The organism is Massilia horti, assembly GCF_004614195.1.
Taxonomy (GTDB): domain Bacteria; phylum Pseudomonadota; class Gammaproteobacteria; order Burkholderiales; family Burkholderiaceae_D; genus Telluria; species Telluria horti.
Window position 1 is genome coordinate 129,136 of the sequence record NZ_SPUM01000132.1, and the last position, 6,367, is coordinate 135,502.

Sequence of the window (6,367 nt, forward strand, 5' to 3'; positions counted from 1 at the left end):
ACCATGCGCCATGCCCGCCGCACCATCTTTCGCCTGTTCTTCGTAATGGCTTGCATGTGGTTCGGGGCGGCGCAGGCGGCAACGCCGGAAGAATCCTTTAACTTCTTCCGGGCCGTCCAGATGGACGATGCGCGGACTGTCCAGGCCCTGCTGGGCAAAGGGCTGGACCCGAATGCCAAGAATCCTGTCGGCGGCGAGCCGGCGCTGGTGGCGGCTGTGCGCGAAGGGTCGATGCAGGTGCTCGAGGTGCTGCTCGCGAATCCAAGCACCAATATCGAGGTCAACGCCCTCAACGGCAATACGGCGCTGATGATGGCGGCGTTCAAGCACAACAAACCAGCGTTGATGGCGCTCTTGAACAAGGGTGCGGCGGTCGATCGCCAGGGCTGGACCGCGCTGCACTATGCGGCAGCGGCCGGCGACGACGAGATCGCCCGCATCCTGCTCCAGCGCGGCGCCAGGATCGACGCCGTGTCGCCACCGGCCAGCGGCCTATACACGCCATTGATGCTGGCGGCGCGCGAAGGCCGGCATTCGACCGCGCAACTGCTGATCGAGCAGGGCGCCAACCCCAGGCTCAAGAACAGCGAAGACCTGACCGCGGCCCAGATCGCCGAACGCGCCGGGCAAGCCGCACTCTCCTCGGCAATCGAGGCGCAGGCCAAGGGGCGTTGAGCCGGCAGCAAGCCACTTGTCGCGGTATTTTGCCCGCTAGTCGTGCCAGGACACCGTTTATCGCATCATAATTGAAACGCCCTGGCACAAGCCGTACAGTCTCGGTACCGATAGTTTTCCGACACGGAGCGGACGATGTTCAGTTTCCTGGTGTGGCTGGTATTACTCTTTCTGTGCTGGCCGTTGGCCCTGCTGGCACTGGTGCTGTATCCGCTCGTCTGGCTGCTGACTTTGCCGTTCCGGCTGGTTGGCATCGGGGTCGAGGCGGTGTTCGGACTGCTGCGCGCGGTGGTGATGCTGCCGGCCCGGATACTTGGCGGCAGCCCGGGGCGTTGAGTGCGTACTGCCGGGTCTGTGCTCCAATTAACAGACCGTTGCTGGGCGATCAACTACCCTGAGGACTCCTCCGCTTTCAATCCGGAGGCGGACTTTTGAGTGATAGGAAACGATTATGCGTCTGGACATTTATCGCAGAGCCGAAACCGATGGCAAATTCTCCTACCTGGCCGTGCCCGAGGCCCGCAACATTCCCGAGGAAGCGACCAATACCGATTGGCTGATCGAAGCCCGCGCCTACGAAGTTGACGACAACGTCGACCAACTGCCGGACTACGACATCGACAACCTGACCAGGCAGATCGCCGAAAAAGGGTATGCGGTAACGTCCACGATCCACTGATTCTAAGTTTCGCGCGGCGGCCCAACGCTGCCGCCGCGGTGTCACCGAACCGCCCGCCGGCCGTCCACAGCAGCGGACCGGATATGGTATCCTTGCGCGTCGATTTTGAATGGTCAGCAGTGGTCTGCTGGAGGGGGAGCGCAATGAAGTGGGCAGTGGTTGGTTTTTTCGTACTCTCGATCCTGCACATCCATTTCCGTGGCAAGGTGCGCCTGCCGTTCGGCCGCCAGTTGTTCGACCATTCGTCGTTCATGGCGCCCATCAATATCTTCATGCACCTGTTTTCCAAGGTGCCCAGCACGCCCTACATTCCGGTTGGCGAGTTCCCCGAACTGGCGCCGCTGCAGCAGAACTGGCAGGTGATCCGGGCCGAAGCCGAACACCTGGTGTCGCTGCAAAAGATTAAGGCCGCCGAAAAGAACGACGATGCCGGCTTCAATTCCTTCTTCAAGACCGGCTGGAAGCGTTTTTACCTCAAATGGTACGACGCCAGCCATCCGTCCGCCGAGCGCTTGTGCCCGGAAACCTACAAGTTGCTGCAGAGTATTCCGTCGGTCAAGGCCGCCATGTTCGCCGAACTGCCGCCCGGCGGCAAACTGAACAAGCATCGCGATCCGTTCGCGGGTTCGCTGCGCTACCACCTGGGCCTGGCCACGCCGAACGACGACCGCTGCTTTATCGAAGTGGACGGCCAGCGCTACAGCTGGCGCGACGGCCAGGGCGTGATCTTCGACGAAACCTACATCCACTGGGCCACCAACGGCAGCGAAAGCGACCGCATCATCCTGTTCTGCGACGTCGAGCGGCCGATGCGCTTTGGCTGGATGCAGGCGATCAACCGCTGGCTCGGCCGCACCATGATGACCGCCGCCAGCTCGCCCAACGAGGCGGGCGACCAGACTGGTCTTGTCAGCAAGCTGTTCCGCATTTCGTACCACATGGGCCAGTACCGCCGCCGTTACAAGGCCTGGAACAAGACCGCCTACAAGCTCACCAAGTACGCGCTCATCGTCGGGATCGCCGCCCTGGTCTACTGGATCTGACCGGGAACTAAACGCGCTCCCCCGCGTTCTTAACGCGATTTGGGGGATGAGCGCATGGCGGCGGGACAGGCCCACCTGACGGCGCGTCCGACGCCGGTGACCAGCCCGGCGCCGGTTGGCTTGCAACAACTTCACTTTGGTGGCGAACGCGACAGCTATCTTTTCGTCCCCCCATCTTATGACGTTGCCGAGCCTTCGCCGCTGGTACTGCTGCTGCATGGCGCCGGCGGCCACGCGCACGACGGCATCCGTGTACTGTTGCACCTGGCCGAGCGCGCCGGGCTGATCCTGCTTGCGCCGGCTTCGCATGACACCACCTGGGATATCATCACCAACCGGGCTTACGGCCCCGACCGCGACCTGGCCGACCGCGCGCTGGCCTATGTGTTCGCGCGCTACGCGGTCGACCCGATGCACTTGGCGATCGGCGGCTTTTCCGATGGCGCCTCGTACGCGCTCTCGCTGGGCCTGGCCAATGGCGACCTGTTCAGCCATATCCTCGCGTTCTCGCCCGGCTTTATCGGCCCGGGCCGGCCGCGCGGCAATCCCAGCATCTTCATTTCGCATGGCATCGAGGACAGCGTGCTGCCCATCAATGCCTGCGGCCGGACCATCGTGCGCCAATTGCGCGCCGCCCAGTACACGGTGCTTTACGACGAATTCGACGGCGGCCACGTGATCCCGCCGGAAATTGCCTGGCGCGCCGCCGACTGGTTTCTCGACCGCGCGATCTGAGGGGGCAGCATGGCCACGGACAGCTTTCCCGGCCAGGGCGCGACGATGCGGGCGATGGTGCTGGAGCGCGCAGGTAGCCCGCTCTCCGAGGCCGAAATCCCGCTCCCCATGCCCGGCGCTGGCGAGGTGCTGGTCAAGGTGGCGGCCTGCGGCGTGTGCCGTACCGACCTGCATATCGTTGACGGCGAGTTGCCGGCGCATGCGCTGCCGCTGGTGCCGGGCCATGAGGTGGTCGGCACGGTGGCCGCAATGGGGCACGGCGCCAGTCGCTTTCGGATGGGGCAACGGGTAGGCATTCCCTGGCTGGCCGGCACCTGCGGCCATTGCCGCTACTGCCTGCAAGGGCGCGAGAACTTGTGCGACAGCGCCGTGTTCACCGGCTATGACCTCAACGGCGGCTATGCCGAATTCGCAGTGGCCGACGAGCGCTATTGCCATGCGCTGCCAGCAGCCTACGACGATGCCCATGCGGCGCCGCTGCTGTGCGCCGGCCTGATCGGCTACCGCGCCTATGCCATGGCCGGGCAGGCGCAGCGGATCGGACTGTATGGATTCGGCGCAGCGGCGCACATCATCGCCCAGCTGGCGGTGCTCCAGGGCCGCGAGGTGTTCGCGTTCACCCGTCCGGGCGACTTTCATTCGCAGCAGTTCGCCCGCTCGCTTGGCGCCAGCTGGGCCGGCGCCGCACAGGACCCGTGCCCGGCGCCGCTCGATGCGGCGATCCTGTTCGCGCCGATTGGCGAGCTGGTGCCGCGCGCGCTGGCGGCCAGCGCCAAGGGCGCCACGATCGTCTGCGCGGGCATACACATGAGCGACATTCCCGCCTTTCCGTATGCGCTGCTGTGGGGCGAACGCAGCGTGCGCTCGGTTGCGAACCTCACGCGCGCCGACGGCGAGCAGTTCTTCTCGCTGGTGGCGCAGGGGCAGGTCAAGACTGCACCAGTTGTGTTTCCATTGCGCGAAGCGAACGATGCGCTTGACGCCCTGCGCGCAGGGCGCTTCGACGGTGCAGCCGTACTCGTGCCGTAGTGAAGAGGCGCGCTACCCGTCTCAAATTTCCTTGAAGGTGTACTCGTGTTGCCCGTCACGGATGAGCAGCGTGCGCTGGCCCGATTTGCCGCCGGCGACAAATTCAAACCCTTCCATGCCGGCAGCGGTCGTCACAAATGAGAGGCTTCCATCCTCATTTTTGCGCGCACCCATTGGCGATTTCCATTCGCCAAAATCGAATACGACCTCCTTTCCTTGGCGATGCACGGTCAACTCCCCCAACTCGGGACTGCGATAGCGACGTGCCAGGCCTGCCGCTGCTGCCAAAGCCGGCTTGTTACGGCGGCGCTCCATCATGCGCTCGTGCGCATCACGCTCGGCGACGAGTCGCACAGTTTCCACGGCTTCTGGTTTGCCGTCATAGACGATTTCCAGCAAGCGCCGCAGGAGTGGGCGTTCCAACAAGGCCCCCTGATCCGAATTGGTCAGCAGCACTACGCCGATGCCGCTGTCCGGCAGCAGATAGAAATTGCTCTTAAATCCGAACAAGCTTCCACCATGGTAGAGCACTGGGACGCCCCATTCGGTCGCCAACGACAAGCCCATGCCGTAGTTGCTGTTTTCACCCTCCGAAATTTGCGGGGCACGACGCGCCAGCAGGGCGTCGGCCGATACCATTTGCGTGCCGTCGGGCAGTTTGCCCTGATTGGCCTCCAGCATCACATAACGGCTCATGTCGTGGGCGGAAGTCCACACGCCGCCTCCCGGACGATGCGGTAGCACGTTGTAATTGAGGTACATCGGCATCACTTCGATCTTGCCGTCCAGATTGGTGGCGTGCGCGCTGGCATGGTTCGAGCGCAGTGCCCGCTCCATATCGAAGGTGCTCGAGTTCATGCCCAGCGGCGTGAAGATGCGATTCTGCATCGCCTCATCATAGGCTGCGCCCAGCGGCTTGCCGGGATACACGATCTGGCCGGCAATGTAGCCGGCAGCGGACGGCATCAGATTATTGTATTGATAGACTTCGCCGAAGCCGCTGGTCGGGCTGACGTTGGACAGCAGTTTCAACGAATACTCTGGCCCCGCGCCCTCGTATTCGAAAAACATTTCCAGATCCTTGCGCGGCAAACCAGTGCATGCGCAGACCAGGTGTTTGAACAGCACCTGCGAGGTGGTCTCGGCATTGCCCAACTTGAAATCAGGATAAACCTGCGTTACAGGCTGATCCCACTTTATCTTGCCCTCATCCACCAAGGTCGACAGCAGCAGCGTGGTCATGCCCTTGGTATTGGAGGCGGCCATGAACAGCGTATGTTCATCGACCGGCGCCGGCTTACCCAGTTCACGCACGCCCAGTCCACCTTCAAACACCACCTTGCCGCGGTCGAGCAAGGCATAGGACAGGCCGGGAATTCCCAGAGTTTTCATCGAATCGCGCAGGAAGCTGCGCACCTGCTGCTGACGGCCGGCATCCAACCGCATTGGTACGCGACCGGCAAAGGATTCACGCACATAATCCTTTGGCTGCAAGCTTTTCACGGCAAGTATGTGAGCGGCTTCACGCTTGTTCAAGGTGTGTTCGCTACCATCGATCAGCAGCACGGTCCAGGATGCGCCGTTGCGCAATGCGTGCGCCTCCACCTGGCGTTTTTCATTCGGCGAGGTTTCATACTGGGTGACCGTGTGCTGCTGCCAACCATTGGTGGCCGGGTGCCTGGTCACTTGCCGTATCGTCCGCTTAAAGGCAGGCTGGTATCGAGCCCAGGCTGCGGCGGTCGCCGCCGGGGCATTGGCTGCGCTCACCTCCACCAGAACCAGTTGGGTATCACCTTCCGGCGCACCCAGCACCAAAAGTCCGTTTTCGCGCTGAACTGTCCAGTCACGCGCGCCACTGATTTTGTTAGCACCCGAAACGAGGGATGTATCAGCGGAGAGTTTGCCATCGAGCTCCTGGCCAGTGGCGGTCATGGCCAACATCACGGCAAAAGCGAGGAAACTAAGCTTGCGTGCACGCATGTGAAGATCCCCTCATATCGAAATGATAATTTTCACATTAGCATGTAGTGCCGCAAAAAAACAGGTTCTTCACGGATTAGCGGAGAGAAAGGCGTAGGGTGTGCAGCTTTGCTGCGCACGCGGTTCGCGAAATTTGCGCAGAGGTGCGGCAGCCGCGAGCCTGCATGCCGTGACCGCGTGCGCAGCAAAGCTGCACACCTACGGTCCGCATTTGCCCCAGGCCCCA

7 protein-coding genes are annotated in these 6,367 nt (G+C 62.5%); 6 read left to right on the top strand and 1 reads right to left on the bottom strand.

Annotated features, from left to right (window positions below; translation table 11 throughout):
- Positions 1–3 precede the first annotated feature (3 nt).
- The 6 genes from E4O92_RS20280 (at position 4) to E4O92_RS20305 (ending at position 4,161) form a co-directional block, all read left to right on the top strand.
- Positions 4–675, top strand: coding sequence for an ankyrin repeat domain-containing protein (locus tag E4O92_RS20280; protein ID WP_135191470.1), 672 nt, complete (start codon positions 4–6; stop codon positions 673–675).
- Positions 676–810: 135 nt separating this feature from the next.
- Entirely contained in the window at positions 811–1,011 is a 201-nt protein-coding gene (locus E4O92_RS20285) for a hypothetical protein (RefSeq protein ID WP_135191471.1), read from the top strand.
- Positions 1,012–1,126: 115 nt separating this feature from the next.
- The gene (locus E4O92_RS20290) at positions 1,127–1,354 is read left to right on the top strand and encodes a DUF6139 family protein (protein ID WP_135191472.1); all 228 of its coding nucleotides are present in this window, start codon (positions 1,127–1,129) and stop codon (positions 1,352–1,354) included.
- Between the two features lie 143 nt (positions 1,355–1,497).
- Complete coding sequence (gene lpxO / locus E4O92_RS20295; protein ID WP_135191473.1) at positions 1,498–2,397, top strand: lipid A hydroxylase LpxO; 900 nt, start codon at positions 1,498–1,500, stop codon at positions 2,395–2,397.
- 54 nt (positions 2,398–2,451) lie between these two features.
- A complete protein-coding gene (locus tag E4O92_RS20300; RefSeq protein ID WP_135191474.1) occupies positions 2,452–3,132 on the top strand; it encodes an alpha/beta hydrolase in 681 nt (226 codons plus the stop codon).
- 45 nt (positions 3,133–3,177) lie between these two features.
- Complete coding sequence (locus E4O92_RS20305) at positions 3,178–4,161, top strand: zinc-dependent alcohol dehydrogenase family protein (RefSeq protein WP_135191482.1); 984 nt, start codon at positions 3,178–3,180, stop codon at positions 4,159–4,161.
- Positions 4,162–4,182: 21 nt separating this feature from the next.
- Here the strand turns inward: E4O92_RS20305 and E4O92_RS20310 are convergent, their stop codons facing one another.
- On the bottom strand, positions 4,183–6,141 hold the full coding sequence (locus E4O92_RS20310; RefSeq protein WP_229483590.1) for a serine hydrolase domain-containing protein: 1,959 nt from the start codon (positions 6,139–6,141) through the stop codon (positions 4,183–4,185).
- Between the last annotated feature and the right edge of the window lie 226 nt (positions 6,142–6,367).